Consider the following 15848-nt stretch of genomic DNA (forward strand, 5'->3'; position numbering starts at 1 on the left):
CTCCTGGACCGGCTGGATGCCCGAGAACAGGCCCTGACCCGCCAGATCGAGCAGACCCAGACCGACATCGACTCCTTGACCGCGCGGCTCAGTGAACTCAGCCAGGAGGTCGAGCATCTGCGGATCAGCCGCAAGACGCTCCTGTCCCTCGCTGAAGCGGACCCCGCTCCGGCCGAACCGGACGCGCCGCGGCTGGTCGGCTTCGATCATCCCTACTACCAGCAGATCCTCACCGTCTTCGGCCAGGCCGAGGGCTCTCTACGCGCCCGCGACCTGGCGCTGGCGATGGGCCTTGCCCCTGACGCCCAACGGCATCCAAAACGTCCGCGCCAAGCTCAAACGCCTGGCCAGCCGCGGCATCCTCGTCGAAACCGAGCCCGGCTTGTCCACCCAGCCGCGCCCGTAGACCGAACAGCGACCCACCGACCCGCAGACCTCATCCGACCGCAACAACGAAAGGGGCATCAGCTCGTGTAACGCACTCTTATGAAGTGCCGAGGTCCCTGCCTGATGGGGCGGGGGGCCTCGGCGCCGTCGGTCATTTCAGGCCGGCGAGGAAGCTTTTGGCGAGCTGCGCAACGGCCCGTTGCGCAGAGGAGGACTCGAAGACCGGCTCCTTGTAGCCTTGGGCGCCGACGACACCGCCACCGGCCGTCGTACCCCTGAAAGTGAAATCGACCGTCCGTTCGCCGATCAATACCTTGATCAGGATTTCCTTCCTAGGCGCCTCGTCCGGCCGACCCGGCCTGGTGGTGGTGGAGACCACGGCGAACGCCTTCTCGCCGAGTCCGGAGAGCTCCTGGCGAGGCTCGTAGTCGACGTGGATGTTGTCGTCGCCGATGCCGCCCTTGGCGCGATAGCGGTCGTACTTCTTGGCATCTCGATCGAACTGGAACGCCGATCCGGTGCCGCCGCCGCCCCAGTCGACCACGTGGATGCGCAGTTCGCCGCCCCGGCTGGTGTACCCCTGTCCGGGCTCGTGCTTGACCGCCTCACTGATCCGCCACGTGCAGGTGGTCTGCTGGATTCTGCCGTCGTTACCGCCGACGGATGGTCCTTCAGCGGTGGGGAAGAATGCCGACTCGATGTTCTTGGCGGTGAGGGTCGCGCACGGCCCGGTGAGCTTTACCTTGCCGGGGTCCTTGGCCATTTCCGCGGTGATGAGCTCGGCGACCTTGCCGGCCGCAGCCCTCACCTCGTCGCCGTTGGGGTATTTGTTGCCGCTCCGGTTGTCGCCGCCGTACTCGACCTGGATCAGCCAGGGCCCCAGCCGGACGAACACGTTGGCCTTGAGGCCGCTGTGTCCGAATGAGGACTGACTGTACGACGCGTCGCCGTACTCCAGCTCCTTGAGCTCGCCGAACGCCGAGCCGGAGGTTCTTCCGTCGACCCGCTTGCCGTCCCGGACGTTGACCCGCCGCTGGTGCTCTTCCTTGTCGTTGTCGAACTGCTCCTTGGCGTACTCAACCGCGTTCTGTCGTTCGGTGCTCTTGGCTTCCACCGAGATGCTTAGAGAGCGAAAGCCGATGACGCCGTCGCCGACGTCCATCTTGTTGTTGGACCACTTGCACGCGGCCCGCTTCTCGCTTGCGGTGGCCGCACTTGTTGACGAATCCTTCCCACCGTATTTACCGTCGGTGACCAGGCTCTTGCGGACGTCGTCCGGAATGGCGGCGCAGAGTTGGTCGCCGGTGATCGGCCGCAATTTCACCGCCTCGGCAGTCTTCACCCCTTTGCCCGTCGGCGATGGCGGCCGGACCGAACTACGCCGTTCTCCGGTGGAGCTCAAGAACGATCCGTCGCCGCCACCGGGGCGAAGGAGCATCCAGCCCACGCCCAGCCCGGCGATCAGGACGACGGCGAGCACAGCGGCTACGGCGATCAGCAACCCCTTCCCGCCACCACTGCGCCGGGGAGGCGGCCACGGCCCTCCGCTGCCGCCCGGCGCCGGTCCCGGTGGGATCGGCGGAAAGCCACCGGCATGCCTGCCCCCCCTTCCGGGCGGTCCCGCCATTCCAGGCTGGCCTGGCATTCCGGGCTGGCCTGGCATTCCGGGCTGGCCTGGCATTCCGGGCTGGCCTGGCATTCCGGGCTGGCCTGGCATTCCATTCGGCTGCGTCATTCCAGGCTGGCCCGGCATACCAGTCGGCCCCATCGGACCGGGCTGGCCCGGCATTCCAGGCGCGCCAGGTCCCTGCGGCTGCCAGCCGGGGACCTGCCCGGGAGATGGTGGGAATGGGGTCGACATCAGCGGCCTCTCAGCACAGATCAGCGGTTGTTCGGCGGAATCCTAGTGCGCGTGCCCGTTGTCCAGGCGCGCGGAGATCGACCGTAAGCCGTTCTCGGGGATAGTGCCGGCGATGTCAGACCGATGCCGCCCGAGCCGTTCGTACCGCCTGCGGTAGCACCAGGCGCGCATGCCCGTGACGGCCACCATAGCCGAGATGCCGTATCTCAATGTCCCCCGCCTTGCCCCCTCGAACGAAAGGGGTGATTGCTGCCCCTCGGCCGGCAGCTACCCGCACAGCACGGCATGCGCTGCCCGGCGCCTGTACCGCAGCTTGTCGACAGCCTACGGAAAGGGATAATGCGGGCATGTCAGGCGAACGCCCCACAATCAGGTCACAAATCGGTTGAGTCGCTGCGACCCACGGCAGCGGGCCTTGTGGCCGGCCTGTTCGTGCCGACCGTTGGCCTCCTGGCGGGAATCGGCTCGGTGCCGTACTTCGCGGGAGCCCCGTCATCACAGAGCTCCGGGCCCGCGCGTACACGCACATCCCCTACCCCCTGGCCGCGTCCCTCGCCCTCGGTTGAAAGGTGGGGCGGTTGTCCAACAGCGCCGGAAGATGGCGGCTGGAGGTGACCTGGGGAGTCCAGCCCAACAAGGCGATCTTCACCCGCATAAGGATCAAGGGCGGCCGGATCAGCGATGCCGCCTACCGACCGCCCTTCGACGATCTCTTCCGCACGTCGAATGCGGAACACCGGTGGAGCTATGGGGATTCGAACCCCAGACCTCCTCCATGCCATGGAGGCGCGCTACCAACTGCGCTATAGCCCCTGGTCACCGCTACGAGTCCACCCGTTGCGGCGCTCGGAGAGCATATAGCCATCCGCGCCGATTCGCCTAATCGCGCCGCCCGTCCCGCGCTCTGGCCACCAGTACGGCCAACCCGTCGAGCTGGCGGCGCAGACCGAACTCGAAGAGCGAGTCCAGGTCCACGTCGAGTCCCGGCTGCGACACGACCTTGGCCAACGTGGGGTAGGCGCCGGAGGCGAACATCTCGCCCAGCTCGGCCTCCCGCGCTCGCATCCACTCGTCGTCAGTGATCCCCGTCTCCGTCCGCGCCCGCTCCTCGGCCTCCAGGCTCACGGCGGTGCCGCGGATGAAGTTGATGAGGGACATGGCGGCGTGCAGCATGGTGTTGGCGTCGAGGCCGAGCCCGTCCACCGCGTGCAGCAGCCGGTCGGTGTGGGCCATCCCGTTGGGGACGAACTGGGGCCTGGTCAGGGAGACGGCCTGAGCCAGCCAGGGATGGCGGCGGTGGATACGCCACTGCCGGCGCAGCGCCACCTCCAGCTGGGCCCGCCAGCCACGTGCCTGGCCAGGCGCCGCCCGTGCGGCCTCCAGCCCGGCTGGACCGCGATGCGGCGGGTCCTCGCCGTAGACCGCGTCGGCCATCAGGTGGACGAGCTCGTCCTTGCCGTCCACATGCCGGTACAGGGACATGGCGGAGGCACCCAGCTCGGCGGCGATGCGCCGCATGGAGACGGCGGCCAGCCCCTCCGCGTCGGCGATCTCGACGGCCGCCCGGACGATGCGCTGCCTGGTGAGGTCCTCCGCAGGCGGCTGCCGCTCCGGCCCGGCGACCACGGTCCCGACGCCGGGCACAGCCCGCGTCAGCCCCTCCTCCTGGAGCCGGCCGAGGACCTTGCTGGCGGTCGCCATCGCGACGCCCCACTCCCGGACGATCTGCCGGGTCGAGGGCACCCGGTCACCCGCCGTCAGCTCTCCAGCCACGATGCGGCGCCGGATCTCGTCGACGATCCGGAGGTAGGGCACATCCCCCGCTCGTATGCCCGGACTATCCACGCTCGCGCCTCCCGCCCTAGTGCACCAGTCCTCATCCAACCACATCGCTGACCACCAGTGCACTAGTGCGCCCATCCCAGTCTTGCCACATAAACCAGCATCCATCTATGGTCCGCGTACGGCGTAGACGCACTGAAGGAGCACGCCATGCGCGACCTCGACATCCTCATCTCCGGCGGCGGCATCGCCGGCCCCGCGCTCGCCCACTGGCTGGCCCGCCTCGGCCACCGCCCCACGATCGTCGAACGAGCCCCCACCCTCCGCACCGGCGGCCAGGCGGTCGACTTCCGCGGCACGACACAACTGGAGGTCCTGACCCGCATGGGCATCCGCCAGAGGGTTGAAGACGCCCAGACCCGCATGGGCGACATCACGATCGTCGACGCCCGCGGCAAGCGCGTGTCGAGCATCCCGTCGGCCGTGTTCAGCGGCGACGTCGAGATCCTGCGCGGCGCGCTGAGCCGCATCCTCCACGCCGCGTCGAACGCCGAGTGGGTCTTCGACGACTCGATCACCACGCTGGCCGAGACCGCCGGCGGCGTGCGGGTGAGCTTCGAAAAGTCGCCGTCCCGCACGTTCGACCTGGTCGTGGGCGCGGACGGCATTCGCTCCACCGTCCGCGACCTGGCCTTCCACGAGCCCGCCGAGCTGCGCCATCTGGGTCTGCACGGCGCGATCTTCTCGGTGCCGGGAACGTACGGCCTGGACCACGAAGGACTGATGTACAGCGTCCCCGGCCGCTGCGCCACGATCATGCGCACGGGCGGCGAGACGAGGGCCGCGCTCGACTTCGCGTCACCCACGCCGGCGTACGACCACGGGCGCCGGCGCGAGCTGATCGCGACCGCCTTCGACGGCCTCGGCTGGGAGATCCCATCCCTGCTCAGGGACATGTGGGCGGCGGAGGACTTCTACTTCGCCCCTGCCGCCCAGGTGGTCCTGCCGCGCTGGTCGTCCGGCCGCGTGGTGCTGCTGGGCGACGCGGCCCACGCGCCCGGCCCGGGCGGGATGGGCACGGGCCTGGCCATCATCGGCGCGTACGTGCTGGCCGGCGAGCTCACGGCGGCGCCCGACCACCGCACCGCCTTCGACCGCTACGAACACGAGCTGCGCCCCTACGTCGAGAAGTGCCAGAAGCAGGCACGGGGTGCCGCCGGCTACCTGGTCCCCCAGAAGGGATCCCAGATCTGGCAGCGCAACCAGACCATGCGCGTCCTGTCGCGCCTCCCGGGAATGGGCCTCCTCAGGAGGTTGACGGCCCCGAGCGCCATCCCGCTCAAGAACTACGCCGTGCCTCCGGATCATCAGGAGCCGGCTCCGCTCCCTCTACGACCCGGCACTGCCGCACGCCCAGGTGCCCCACACTGATCGTGACCGTGTCACCCGGCACGTCCCCGGCCCTCCGGGACGCGTACGCGATCATGCGGTTACGCGAATGCCATGGTGCTCCACTGGTCGCCACCCACGACCAGGCCGTTGACGGCCGCGCTCATCGGCAGGTCACCGTGGACCCGGGCGGCACCGGCACGCCGTCGTCCGGCCCGAGCACGGCGTAGGAGTTGGTGACGTAGAAGCGGCGTAGGAGTTGGTGACGTAGAAGCGGCGTAGGAGTTGATGACGTAGAAGCAGGGCGCCGCGTGCCGCTGCGGGCACGGCCGCTCCCGTCAGCTGTCGACGAGTGATGCGTCCGAGATCCGCCGCCGTACGGCCCCCGAGCCGTACGGGATGGTTATGCTTCGGCGTCCGGCCGGTCGTCGCTGTTGACCGGCTCCGGCAGGGTCCCGGCGTTGTGCTCGAGCAGCCGCCAGCCCTTGCGCCCTTCCTGCAGCACGGACCAGGAGCAGTTGCCCAGCCCGCCGATCGCCGGCCACAACTCCTCGGGCAGCCCGAGCAGCTCGCAGATGCCGAGCCGCAGCGCGGCGCCGTGCGAGGCCACGACCAGCAGCCCGTCATCGTCCAGCCGGCCCGCCCACCGGCGCATGGCGGCCGCCACACGTGCGGCGACGTCCTGGACCGGCTCGCCGTCCGGGGCCTCCCAGGCGGCGTACTCCACGGGCCATTGCGCGGCGATCTCCTCCCGCGTCAGCCCTTCCCACTGGCCGCCTCCGCGCTCGCGGAAGGCCTTGTCGACGGCCACGTCGAGCCCGACGACACGCCCGAGCGCCAGCGCCGTGTCGTTGGCCCTTTGCAGGTCGGAGGAGACGATGAGGGTAGGCCGCAGGGAGGCCAGCAGCGACGCGGCCCTGGTCGCCTGCGCGACGCCGGTCTCGTCGAGCGGGATGTCGGAGTGTCCTTGGAAACGCTGCTCAACGTTCCACAGCGTCTGCCCATGTCGCAGACATACGATCCGCTTGCTCATGCGGATTCCTCGCCGGAAGGCTCGTCATCAGCATGATCATTGCTGCTGCGTCTAATGGTTCGTTCGCTCCGCTCACTCACGCGCGCGTCCGCTGGAGGTTGGCCTGCATGACGCTCTCCGGCAGCGGGATGGCCGGGCAGTCCTTCCACAGGCGCTCGAGCGCGTAGAACGTACGGTCCTCTTCGTGCTGGACGTGCACGACGATGTCGATGTAGTCGAGCAGCACCCAGCGGCCCTCGCGCTCGCCCTCGCGGCGGACGGGCTTGGCGTCGGCCTCGGTGCGCAGCCGCTCCTCGATCTCGTCGACGATGGCACGGACCTGACGGTCGTTGGTGGCGGAGCACAGCAGGAAGGCGTCGGTGATGACGAGCTGTTCGCTCACGTCGTAGGCGAGGATGTCATCGGCCAGCTTGTCGGCCGCGGCCTCCGCGGCGATGCGCACGAGCTGGACGGATCTGTCAGATGCGGTCACGATGCGGGTCTGTCCTCCTGTGTCGGCAGCATGCCCATATGTTGAGGGTACCCTTCCGGCCCGAAACCCCTCACGTGCGGCACGGAGAGGTTCACCCGTGGCCGTGATAGAGCCCCCTCTTGTTGATGTACTGAACGATTCCGTCGGGCACCAAATACCAGATCGGCTCCCCCTTTTCCACCCGCTGGCGGCACTCCGACGAGGAGATGGAGAGGGCGGGAATCTCCAGCAACGTGACCTTGCCCTCGGGCAGCCCCGGATCGTGCAACGTGTGGCCGGGACGCGTGCAGCCGACGAAGTGCGCCAGCTCGAACAGCTCGTCGGCGTCCTGCCAGCCGAGAATGGCCCCGAGCGCGTCGGCGCCGGTGATGAAGTAGAGCTCCACCTGTGGGCCATAGATTTCGGCAACATCCCGCAAAGTGTCGATGGTAAAAGTCGGCCCCGGCCGGTCCACGTCCACCCTGCTCACGGAGAACCGGGGATTCGACGCGGTCGCGATCACCGTCATCAGATAGCGGTCCTCGGCCGCCGACACCTCGCGCTCCGCCTTCTGGTACGGCCGCCCGGTAGGCACGAAGACGACCTCGTCGAGCTCGAAGTGATGAGCGACCTCGCTGGCCGCGACAAGGTGGCCGTGGTGGATGGGATCGAACGTCCCGCCCATCACACCAACTCGCCGAATCCCTTTCACACCAGGCGCATTCATCATGAATCGGACCTTACGCGGACACCTTCCGACAACATGATGGGACCCCCCTTGACGATGGCCGCGCATGACTTCCGTTGCGGACGTAGCATGCCGGGCATGACGACCACCCCGGACCGCAACCGCGTCCAACTGCCCGGCATCTCGTCCCGAGCCTACGAACACCCCGCAGACCGGTCCGCCCTGGTCGCTCTGCGTAAGTTGAGTGGGTTCGACACGGTTCTCAAGCAGATGTCCGGCCTCATCAGCGAGCGCAGACTGCGCCTGATGTACCTGGCGTCGGCCGTGCGCGTAAGCGAGACCCAGTTCCGCTCCGTCTACGACATGGGCCGCGACGCCGCCTACACACTGGACCTGCACCGGATCCCCGAGATCTACATCCAGCAGGACCCGAAGGTCCAGGCCATGGCCATCGGCTTCGACGACCCGTTCATCGTCGTGACCACCGGCCTGCTCAACCTCATGAACGAGGAGGAGCAGCGCTTCGTCATCGGCCACGAGACCGCGCACATCCTCTCGGGTCACGCGGTCTACCGGACGATGCTCGACATCCTCACCCGCCTCGCCACCCGCGTCGCGTGGATCCCGCTCGGCTACATCGGCCTGCGGGCGATCGTCGCGGGTCTCGAGGAGTGGTACCGCAAGTCGGAGCTGTCCTGCGACCGCGGCGGCCTGCTCGTCGGCCAGGACCCCGAGGCGGGCAAGAGGGCGCTCATGAAGCTCGCCGGCGGCGACTACACCCACGAGATGAACATCGAGGCGTTCCTGGAGCAGTACCAGGAATACGACACCGCGGGCGACCTTCGCGACGGCTTCCTCAAGGTGCTCAACCTGCTCGGCACCACGCACCCGTTCGCCGTGGTGCGCGTGGCCGAGCTGGACAAGTGGCAGCGCAGCGGCGAGTACGACCGGATTCTCGGCGGCGACTACCCGCGCCGCGAGGACGACCCCAACGCACGAGTGACCGACGAGGTCAAGGCGGCGGCCGAGTCCTACCGTGCGTCCTGGTCGCAGTCGCAGGACCCGTTCATCGGCGTGCTGCGCGACGTGGCCGAGGGCGCTGTCAACGCGGGCGAGCGCATCTTCAACCGCTTCTCGCGCCGCGACGGCGGCCAGGGTTAGCCCGATCAACGTACGCGGCCGATCCCGCTTGATCGACCGCGTCCGGCCCGCCGCCCATCCCGTGGGCGGCGGGCCGAACCAGCACCTCAGAGCAGCAGGGCGATAGCGCGTACGGCGGCCGCGCACAGGGCGACGAACCCGCCCAGCACCGCCAGCGCGCGCAACCCCTCCCTGCGGAGATCAGGCAACCGGCCGCCGATCCGCTCGATCTCGCGCCCGGTGATGCCACCACACAACATCCCGAACACCACGCCCGCCACCGTTACAGGCGCGGGCTGCTGCCACCAGTCGGTGTCGATCTCACCGCCGCCGGTCACCCAGAGTGCCCCGCCCGACGCCACCGCGACGGGCACGCCCGGCCACACGACGGCGGTCGCCACGGCCCCGGCCAGCGCCAGTGGGAAAAGCAGCACACGCAGCGTCACCCGCGTACGCTGCGAGCTGCGGTTCCTGATCAGCCAGTGGCTCATCCACAACGTTCTGGTCAGCACCACGAACACGGTCGTGATCGCGATGGAGGCGATCGGCCAGATCACCGAGGTCACCACACACGGCACGGCCAGCACCGCGAGCAGCAGCAGGGCGCCGTTGCCCGCGGGCAGCGTGGTGTGCGACTCGGGGGTGCGCTTGCTCTGCGGCTTGGCCCTGCTCCGGACGGCCGCCGCGGCGCGCTGGCGCGGCCCCGTGTTCTTCCCGTCGACGCTCCCGCGGGTCCGGGGCGCGGGCACCTTCCCGTCCGCGCTCGTCCTGGCCCGCGCCACGGCCCCGTCCATCCGGCTCCGCGCCACGACCCCGTCCGTGCCGCCGGTCCTGGCCCGTGCCCCGGCCCCGTCCGCGCCGGTGCGACCGCGTGCCGGCGTGCCGTCCGCACCGGTGCGGCCGCGCGCCGCCGCACCGTCCGCACCGGTACGACCGCGTGCCGGCGTGCCGTCCGCACCCGTACGACCGCGCGCCGCACTCCCCTTGCCGTCCGTCCCGGCGCGGCCGGTGTCGGCGGCCGGGCGCCGGCGCGGCGCGGGCACCTTCCCGTCCGCGCTCGTGTTGTTGGGCCTGCCACGGGCGGGCTTGGCGGCCGCCTCCTCGGCGGTGCGGCTCCGCGCGGGCGTCGCCCGGCCCGCCTCCTCGGCCGCATCGGGGGCCGCGGACGGCTCGGGCTCCGTGGCGCTGGCGGCCTTGGCCAGCCGCGACAGCCGGTCGGCCAGCAACGCCGCCGTGGGCCTCTTGCCCGGCTCCCTGTTGAGCGCGGCCCGCACCAGCGGCAACAACTCGACGGGCACGCCCTTGAGGTCGGCCTGCCCGTTCAGCACCGCGTACATCTGCGCCTCGGCCGTCCCACGCCCGAACGTCGGCCGCCCCGTGGCCGCGAACGCCACCGTCGCCGCCCACGCGTGCACGTCGGCCGGCGAGTCGACCTGCTCGTCGGCGAAGATCTCCGGTGCCGTGTAGCCGGGAGTGCCGAGGAACGTGCCCGTCATGGTCAGCCGGGTCGCGTCGTGCACCTGCGCGATCCCGAAGTCGATCAGCACAGGCCCTTCCGTGCCCATGATGATGTTCCCCGGCTTGAGATCGCGGTGCACCACTCCGGCCGCGTGAATGATCGCGAGCGCCGCGGCGATGCCCTGCGCCATGCCGACCAGCTCGGTGACGTCGAGGGAGCCGCTCTGGCGCACCCGCTCCAGCAGCGTGGCGCCCTCGATGTGCTCCATGACCAGGTACGGCCGCACGCCGTTCAGATCGGCGTCCAGCACCTTGGCCACGTACGGGCTCTCGACCCGGCGCAGCGCTCGGACCTCACGCTCGAGTCTGATGCGCGAGGTCTCGTCCTCGGTCAGGTCGTGCAGGACCTTGAGCGCGACGCGCTCGCCCCGGCGGGTGGTCGCGAGGTAGACCTCGCCCATGCCGCCCCGGCCGAGTCGCTCGACCAGGGTGTACGGCCCGACCTTGCCGAGCTTGCTCACCGTCCCTCCCCGCCGAGCGCGCCCATAAGGGACACAACCCTAGCGCCGGGACCCGAGTCGCCGCTTGAGGCACGCCGATGGTTTATCGGCGCGTGTGGTCGGAGAGCATGCTGTCGAGCCCGGCCGCGGGCTCGTCCGACAACCGCTTGCGGCCTTTCCTGCGCCAGTTGACGTGGCCGCGGCTCTCCAGCCAGAGCAGGAGCCGGTCGGCCCCGAACAACACCGCGGCCGAGAAGACGAGGGCGACGACAATGTCCATGTCTCCCAGTCAAGCCGCGACGTGTGCACCGGTCAGGCCGACACGCCGGTCAACGTGTTCATGGCCGCGCTCCGTCCGGCGGCTCGGTCGCCCTATGCCGCCTGCTCATGGCGTCACTCCGTGAGGCGGGCTCAGTCGCCGGACGCCGCTATCACTGTGCCTTCTGACGTGCGCAGATGCCCCTCACCGGTGTAGACCCACTTGGTGGACGTCAGCTCGGGCAGCCCCATCGGCCCACGCGCGTGCAGTTTCTGCGTGGAGATGCCGATCTCGGCCCCGAATCCGAACTCGCCCCCGTCGGTGAACCTGGTCGAGGCGTTGACCGCCACGGCCGCCGAGTCCACCAGCGCCACGAACCTGCGGGCCGCCTTCTGTGAGCGGGTGACGATGGCGTCGGTGTGCCCGGAGCCGTAGCGCCTGATGTGGGCCACCGCCTCCTCCAGCGAGCCGACGACGGCGGCGGCGATGTCGAGCGAGAGGTATTCGGCGGAGAAGTCGTCCTCGGTGACGGGCACGACGCCGGAGCCATGGTGGGCGATCCGCTCGTCGCCGTGCACGGTCACGCCTGCCTCGGCGAGCGCCTCCAGCGCCTTGGGCACGAACGTGTCCGCGATGTCCGCGTGCACCAGGAACGTCTCGGCCGCGTTGCACACCGACGGCCGCTGCGCCTTGGCGTTGACCAGGATCTGCACGGCCAGATCCACGTCGGCCTCGGCGTCGACGTAGACGTGGCAGTTGCCGACGCCGGTCTCGATCACCGGCACCGTCGACTCCTCGACCACCGAGTTGATCAAGGAGGCACCGCCGCGCGGGATCAGCACGTCGACCAGGCCGCGAGCCCGCATGAGCTCCTTGACGGAGTCCCTGGTCTGCCCGGGAACCAGCTGAACGGCCCCGGCGGGCACCTCGGTGGCCGCCAGCGCATCCTGCATGACCCTGACCAGCGCCGTGTTGGAGGAATAGGCGCTGGAGGAGCCCCTGAGCAGCACCGCGTTGCCGCTCTTGAGGCAGAGCGCCGCGGCGTCGACCGTGACGTTGGGGCGACCCTCGTAGATGATGCCGATCACGCCCAGCGGCACCCTGAGCTGGCGCAGCTCCAGCCCGTTGGGCAGCGTGGCGCCGCGGACCACCTCGCCGACCGGGTCGGGCAGGTCTGCCACCTCGCGCACGGCGTCAGCGATCTTGGCGATCCTGGCCTCGTCGAGCCGCAACCGGTCGATCATCGCCTCGGACGTGCCCTGCGCCCTGGCCTGCTCGACATCCTTGGCATTGGCCTCGACGATCTCGGCCGCGTGCGCGACGAGGGCGTCGGCCACGGCGCGCAGCGCCCGGTCCTTCGGCGCCCGCGGCAGCGGGGCCAGCTCGGCGGCGGCCTCTCGTGCCGCCTGGGCGACCCTCAGGAACTCTGTGCTCATGGCTACGCTCCGCTTCCGCTGCACAGGGCCGCTCCCAGCCCTGATCTCCCCGGGTGTTCAGCTGTGGGCTTCCAGTATGACGATGTCGTCACGGTGGATCAGCTCGCGTTCATATTCCGGACCGAGGGCGCTCGCCAGCTCTCTCGTGGAGCGTCCGAGCAGGTCGGGGATCTCGACCGCGTCGAAGTTGACCAGCCCGCGAGCCACCACGAGCCCCTGAGGCCCGCACAGGTCCACGGGATCGCCTGCCGCGAAATCGCCCTCCACGGAGGTCACCCCGGCGGGCAGCAGCGACTTGCGGCGCGTCACGATCGCCTCGACCGCACCCTGGTCCAGATGGAGCAGGCCGCGCCCGGTGGTGGCGTGCGCGAGCCACAGTAGGCGCGTGCCGGGGTGGCGGCCACCTGGGTGGAAGTAGGTGCCGACGTCGGCCCCGCTCAGCGCCTGGGCCGCGTGAGCGGCGGCAGTGAGCACCACAGGGACGCCGGCGCCGGTGGCGATCCTGGCGGCCTGCACCTTGGTCACCATGCCGCCGGTGCCGACGCTCGCGCCGTTTCTGCCCAGCTCGACGCCGGCCAGGTCCTCCGGGCCGCGGATCTCGGCCAGCCGGCGCGCCCCGCCGCGGCTGGGCGGGCCGTCGTAGAGCGCGTCCACGTCCGAAAGCAGCACCAGCGCGTCCGCCCTGATCAGGTGTGACACCAGTGCCGCCAGCCGGTCGTTGTCGCCGAAGCGGATCTCGTCGGTGGCCACGGTGTCGTTCTCGTTGACGATGGGCACGATGCCCAGCTCCAGCAGCCGGGTCAGGGTGCGCTGGGCGTTGACGTGGTGGGCGCGCCGCATCATGTCGTCGGCGGTCAGCAGGACCTGGCCGACGCGCAGGCCGTACCGGGCGAAGGAGGAGGTGTAGCGGGCCACCAGCACGCCCTGGCCGACGGACGCGGCCGCCTGCTGGGTGGCGAGGTCGCGCGGTCGCGCGCTCAGCCCGAGCGGGCCGAGGCCCGCCGCGATCGCCCCGGAGGAGACCAGGACGATCTGCGTCCCGGTACGGCGCCGCGCCGCCAGCACGTCCACCAGGGCGTCCACACGATCGACGTCGATCATTCCCTGGGGGGTGGTGAGCGAGGAGGAGCCGACCTTGACAACGACCTTCGACGCCGAGCTGATCTGTTCCCGCACATCTGGCAGCCTATCGAAGCTCCGGCCGGCCAATTAAATACATTGACTGCATCACTTCATTCGATGTAGTCATTTACCCATGTGTACACGAACCTACGTAGTCACCGGCGCCGCCTCGGGCATCGGCGCCGCCACCGCGGACCACTTGGCGGCCTCGGGAGCGCGCGTGATCCGCTGCGACGTACGCGACGCCGACGTGATCGCCGACCTGGCCCTCCCGGAAGGGCGTGAACAGCTCATCTCCCTGGTCAGGGTCGCGTCGGGAGGAAGGATCGACGGCGTGGTCGCGGTCGCGGGCGTCGGCCTGCCGTCCCCGCTCACCGTGCGGCTCAACTTCTTCGGCACCCTCGCCACCCTGGAGGGCCTGCGCCCGCTCCTGACCGAGTCCGACCGGCCCCGCGCGGTCGCGGTGTCCTCGCTGAGCGCGATCGTGGCCGCGGACGAGAGCATCGTCAAAGCCTGCCTCGCCCTGGACGAGGAGGCCGCCGCTGCCGCCGCCGCGGCGGCCGTGGAGGCGGGGCGGGGCCGCATCGTCTACCCGTCCAGCAAACTCGCCCTCAACCAGTGGCTCAGGGGCGCCGCCATCGGCCCTGACTGGGCGGGGGCCGGCATCCCGCTGAACGCGGTGGCGCCGGGCGTGGTGGACACGGAGGCGGCCCGCAGGACGCTCCTGGCCGACCCGGCCACGAGCGAGCTCGTGGCCGCCACGATGCCACAACCCCTGGGCTTCCCCGGACCGGTCTCGGCGATCGCGTCCCTGCTGGCGTGGACGGTCAGCGCGGACAATTCCTTCATGACCGGCCAGATCCTGTACGCCGACGGCGGCGCCGAAGCCACCCTCCGCTCCTAGCCCGCATCCGCTCCACAGCCCGGCCGACCGCGACCACCGGCGACAGCCGGGGGCTAGCCGAGCCGGTTGTCGGAGCCGCGCGGCCCGTGGTGGACCGACTCGGCGTTCAGCGTGGGCTGCCAGTCGAAGATGTATCCGCCCTCCATCGGCCCGATGACCACCTCGGCCCCCGCCTTGGCGCCGGCCTTGGCAAGCTCTGCCTCGACGCCCAGCCGCTCCAGACGGTCGGCCAGATACCCGACCGCCTCGTCGTTGCTGAAATCCGTCTGCCTGATCCACCGCTCCGGCTTCTCGCCAGTGATCTGGAACAGGTTCTCGTTGACCCGCCGCACCCGGAACCCGGCTTCGCCGAGCTGCTTGGGCCGGATCACGAGCCGCGTCGGCTCCTCGATCGGCTTGTTGGCCCGCGCCGCCGCGACCCACTCGCCCATCGCGTACGTGAGCTCCCGCAGCCCGTCGTGGGTGGCCGCCGAGATCGTGAACACCTGCAGCCCCCGCGCCTCGAATTCGGGCGTGACCATCTCGGCCAGCTCCCGCGCGTCCGGCACGTCGGCCTTGTTGAGCACGACGATCCGCGGCCGGTCCTCGAGCTTCCCGTACGCCCGCAGCTCCGCCTCGATCACCTCGTAGTCCGTGACCGGATCGCGCCCCGGCTCCATGGTGGCGCAGTCGATCACGTGAACGAGCATGTCGCACCGCTCGACGTGCCGCAGGAACTCGTGCCCGAGGCCCTTCCCCTGCGACGCCCCGGGAATCAGCCCAGGCACGTCCGCCACGGTGAACACGGTGTCCCCGGCGGTCACCACCCCGAGGTTGGGGATCAAGGTCGTGAACGGATAGTCGGCGATCTTCGGCTTGGCCGCACTCAGGGCGGCGATCAGCGACGACTTCCCGGCGCTCGGAAACCCGACCAGCGCCACGTCCGCGACGCTCTTCAGCTCCAGCATGACGTCGAGCTCGTCACCCGGCTCCCCGAGCAGCGCGAACCCGGGCGCCTTCCGCTTCGTGCTGGCCAGGGCGGCGTTGCCCAGCCCGCCGTGCCCGCCTTGGGCGATCACGTATCGGGTGCCGGCCCCCACGAGGTCCACCAGCACCTCACCCGTGACGGCGTCCTTGACGACCGTGCCGTTGGGCACCGGCAGGACCACGTCCTCCCCGTTGGCGCCGTCCCGGTTGGAGCCCTGGCCCTGCTTGCCGTTCTCGGCCTTGCGATGGGGCCTCCGGTGGTAGTCGAGCAGGGTCGCGGTGTTGGGGTCGACTTCCAGGATCAGGTCGCCGCCGCGCCCACCGTTCCCCCCGTCGGGGCCGCCGAGCGGCTTGAACTTCTCCCGGTGGATGGAGGCACACCCGTTCCCCCCGTCACCGGCCTTGATGTGCAGGACCACCTGGTCCACGAAGTCCGGCATGCCTCACTCCTTCATCGCCCCACCAGGGGCAT

Annotated in this window: 15 protein-coding genes and 1 tRNA gene; 5 read left to right on the plus strand and 11 right to left on the minus strand. The window is 70.1% G+C overall.

What is annotated here, in order from left to right:
- Window positions 1-477, plus strand: a 477-nt coding sequence (locus ETD86_RS55515) for a hypothetical protein (RefSeq protein ID WP_211370393.1), incomplete at its 5' end; no start/stop codon positions are given.
- Between the two features lie 61 nt (window positions 478-538).
- Here ETD86_RS55515 and ETD86_RS29085 read toward each other — a convergent pair.
- From ETD86_RS29085 to ETD86_RS29100, 3 genes are all read right to left on the minus strand, one after another.
- Window positions 539-1888: a hypothetical protein gene (locus ETD86_RS29085; RefSeq protein WP_138669385.1), complete on the minus strand. Its 1350-nt coding sequence runs from the start codon at window positions 1886-1888 to the stop codon at window positions 539-541.
- A 1100-nt stretch (window positions 1889-2988) separates the two neighbouring features.
- Window positions 2989-3061, minus strand: a tRNA-Ala gene (locus ETD86_RS29095).
- 66 nt (window positions 3062-3127) lie between these two features.
- The gene (locus ETD86_RS29100; RefSeq protein WP_246148376.1) at window positions 3128-4063 is read right to left on the minus strand and encodes a TetR/AcrR family transcriptional regulator C-terminal domain-containing protein; all 936 of its coding nucleotides are present in this window, start codon (window positions 4061-4063) and stop codon (window positions 3128-3130) included.
- A 177-nt stretch (window positions 4064-4240) separates the two neighbouring features.
- Between ETD86_RS29100 and ETD86_RS29105 the strand changes: the two genes are divergently transcribed.
- Together ETD86_RS29105 and ETD86_RS29110 are read left to right on the plus strand one after the other, a co-directional pair.
- The gene (locus ETD86_RS29105; protein ID WP_138669389.1) at window positions 4241-5461 is read left to right on the plus strand and encodes an FAD-dependent monooxygenase; all 1221 of its coding nucleotides are present in this window, start codon (window positions 4241-4243) and stop codon (window positions 5459-5461) included.
- Between the two features lie 2 nt (window positions 5462-5463).
- Window positions 5464-5649, plus strand: coding sequence for a hypothetical protein (locus ETD86_RS29110; protein ID WP_138669391.1), 186 nt, complete (start codon window positions 5464-5466; stop codon window positions 5647-5649).
- Window positions 5650-5822: 173 nt separating this feature from the next.
- On the opposite strand, the gene ETD86_RS29115 is transcribed toward ETD86_RS29110, so the two are convergent.
- The 3 genes from ETD86_RS29115 to nadD all read right to left on the minus strand — a co-directional run bounded on the left by ETD86_RS29115 (window position 5823) and on the right by nadD (window position 7633).
- Window positions 5823-6452 carry a histidine phosphatase family protein gene (locus ETD86_RS29115; protein ID WP_211370395.1) on the minus strand — a complete coding sequence of 210 codons (630 nt, stop codon included), beginning with the start codon at window positions 6450-6452 and terminating at the stop codon, window positions 5823-5825.
- Between the two features lie 76 nt (window positions 6453-6528).
- The gene (rsfS, locus tag ETD86_RS29120; protein WP_138669395.1) at window positions 6529-6924 is read right to left on the minus strand and encodes a ribosome silencing factor; all 396 of its coding nucleotides are present in this window, start codon (window positions 6922-6924) and stop codon (window positions 6529-6531) included.
- 91 nt (window positions 6925-7015) lie between these two features.
- Window positions 7016-7633 (minus strand): nicotinate-nucleotide adenylyltransferase, encoded by a 618-nt coding sequence (nadD, locus tag ETD86_RS29125; protein ID WP_138669428.1) that lies wholly within the window; start codon window positions 7631-7633, stop codon window positions 7016-7018.
- An 87-nt stretch (window positions 7634-7720) separates the two neighbouring features.
- Between nadD and ETD86_RS29130 the strand changes: the two genes are divergently transcribed.
- Complete coding sequence (locus ETD86_RS29130) at window positions 7721-8752, plus strand: M48 family metallopeptidase (protein ID WP_425465668.1); 1032 nt, start codon at window positions 7721-7723, stop codon at window positions 8750-8752.
- Between the two features lie 86 nt (window positions 8753-8838).
- On the opposite strand, the gene ETD86_RS29135 is transcribed toward ETD86_RS29130, so the two are convergent.
- The 4 genes from ETD86_RS29135 to proB all read right to left on the minus strand — a co-directional run bounded on the left by ETD86_RS29135 (window position 8839) and on the right by proB (window position 13560).
- A complete protein-coding gene (locus ETD86_RS29135; protein ID WP_138669398.1) occupies window positions 8839-10710 on the minus strand; it encodes a serine/threonine protein kinase in 1872 nt (623 codons plus the stop codon).
- 82 nt (window positions 10711-10792) lie between these two features.
- Window positions 10793-10969: a hypothetical protein gene (locus tag ETD86_RS55520; RefSeq protein WP_170223330.1), complete on the minus strand. Its 177-nt coding sequence runs from the start codon at window positions 10967-10969 to the stop codon at window positions 10793-10795.
- A 131-nt stretch (window positions 10970-11100) separates the two neighbouring features.
- A complete protein-coding gene (locus tag ETD86_RS29140) occupies window positions 11101-12384 on the minus strand; it encodes a glutamate-5-semialdehyde dehydrogenase (protein WP_138669400.1) in 1284 nt (427 codons plus the stop codon).
- A 57-nt stretch (window positions 12385-12441) separates the two neighbouring features.
- Window positions 12442-13560: a glutamate 5-kinase gene (proB, locus tag ETD86_RS29145; protein ID WP_425465669.1), complete on the minus strand. Its 1119-nt coding sequence runs from the start codon at window positions 13558-13560 to the stop codon at window positions 12442-12444.
- Between the two features lie 79 nt (window positions 13561-13639).
- Between proB and ETD86_RS29150 the strand changes: the two genes are divergently transcribed.
- A complete protein-coding gene (locus tag ETD86_RS29150; protein ID WP_138669402.1) occupies window positions 13640-14410 on the plus strand; it encodes an SDR family oxidoreductase in 771 nt (256 codons plus the stop codon).
- 53 nt (window positions 14411-14463) lie between these two features.
- On the opposite strand, the gene obgE is transcribed toward ETD86_RS29150, so the two are convergent.
- Window positions 14464-15816 carry a GTPase ObgE gene (gene obgE, locus ETD86_RS29155; RefSeq protein WP_138669404.1) on the minus strand — a complete coding sequence of 451 codons (1353 nt, stop codon included), beginning with the start codon at window positions 15814-15816 and terminating at the stop codon, window positions 14464-14466.
- Between the last annotated feature and the right edge of the window lie 32 nt (window positions 15817-15848).

Source organism: Nonomuraea turkmeniaca (genome assembly GCF_005889735.1).
Classification (GTDB): domain Bacteria; phylum Actinomycetota; class Actinomycetes; order Streptosporangiales; family Streptosporangiaceae; genus Nonomuraea; species Nonomuraea turkmeniaca.